Source organism: Kitasatospora sp. NPDC054768 (assembly GCF_053612025.1).
In genome coordinates, this window is the sequence record NZ_JBSHBN010000354.1 from 1 (window position 1) to 1216 (window position 1216).

Genomic DNA, 1216 nt, shown 5'->3' on the forward strand with positions numbered 1-1216 from the left:
GGTGCGGCGGGCCCACAGCTCGGGCGGAAGGGCTCGGGTCAGTACACGCTGACGTTGTACGCGGAGAGCGCCGCGTTGACCGGCTGGTAGAAGGTCGTCCCGCCGGAGGTGCAGTCGCCGCTGCCGCCCGAGGTGAGGCCGAGCGCCTTGGTGCCGTCGTACAGCGGGCCGCCCGAGTCGCCGGCCTCGGCGCAGACGTTGGTCTGGATCAGGCCGCGGACGGTGCTGCCGTCGGTGTAGCGCACGGTGGCGTTGAGGCCGGTGACGGTGCCGCCGTGGGTGCCGGTGGTCGAGCCGGTGCGCTTCACCGCCTCGCCGACGACGGCGTTCGGGGCGGAGGTGAAGCCGCCCGGGTGGCTGAGGGCGCTGTTGTCGTAGCGGACCAGCGCGTAGTCGTGGCCGGGGAAGGTCGAGCCGATGGTGGGGCCGATCAGGGTGCTGTGGGCGACGTCGGTGTACCAGTCGGGGGCGACGTTGCCGCAGTGCCCGGCGGTGAGGAAGTAGTAGGTGCTGCCGCTCACCACGTTGAAGCCGAGCGAGCAGCGGTACTCGCCGCCGTAGATGGCGTCGCCGGCGGCGAGCAGCGGGGTGAACACGCCGGGGACGCGGTGGACGTCGAGGTTGGGCGCGGAGGGGCCGGCGGCCTTCATCAGCCGGGCGAGCGAGGACGGGGAGACGGTGCTGTCGGCGGTCACCACGACGCGTCCGGCGGCTTCGTCGACGTACCAGGCCGTGCCGTCGACCTCGGCGTTCAGAATGGCGTCGCTGATCGCCGAGAGCTGTTCCGGTTCGGCGGTGCGGGTGGGAGCGGCGGCGGCGCCCGGCGCGGCGACCGCGGTCGCGGTCAGCAGGCCGAGGGCCGCGGCGAGCAGGCGGAAGCGGCGTGTGCTGCCGGTGCGGGGCGTGGTGCGCGTGGTCCTCACCGATCTCCTCCTGAGGGGGTGACGGCCCTGAGGGTTGGGGCCGTGAAGCGCGGTCAGGGGATGGGCGGACCCCGGTCGTTGCTCTCCGGAAGCACGGCGGATGATCAGCTCCTGATCGGCGCTGTCCGGAAGTATGAGGAAACGGACCGTTCGGTACAAGCTTCCCGAGGGGGTGTCGGGGGGCCCCCCGGCCCCGGGGTGGGGCGGCGGGGGCGCCCGTGGGCGGGTGGCGGGGGGGTCCGGCCCCGCGGGGCCCGGGTGGGGCCCGGGAGGCGGTGTATTATAAAAAAAAG

The 1216-nt window shown here is 73.4% G+C and carries 1 protein-coding gene; it reads right to left on the reverse strand.

Going from position 1 to position 1216, the window contains the following annotated elements; all coding sequences use genetic code 11:
- Positions 1 to 38 precede the first annotated feature (38 nt).
- Positions 39 to 923 (reverse strand): S1 family peptidase, encoded by an 885-nt coding sequence (locus ACWGKU_RS41100; protein WP_401056068.1) that lies wholly within the window; start codon positions 921 to 923, stop codon positions 39 to 41.
- Between the last annotated feature and the right edge of the window lie 293 nt (positions 924 to 1216).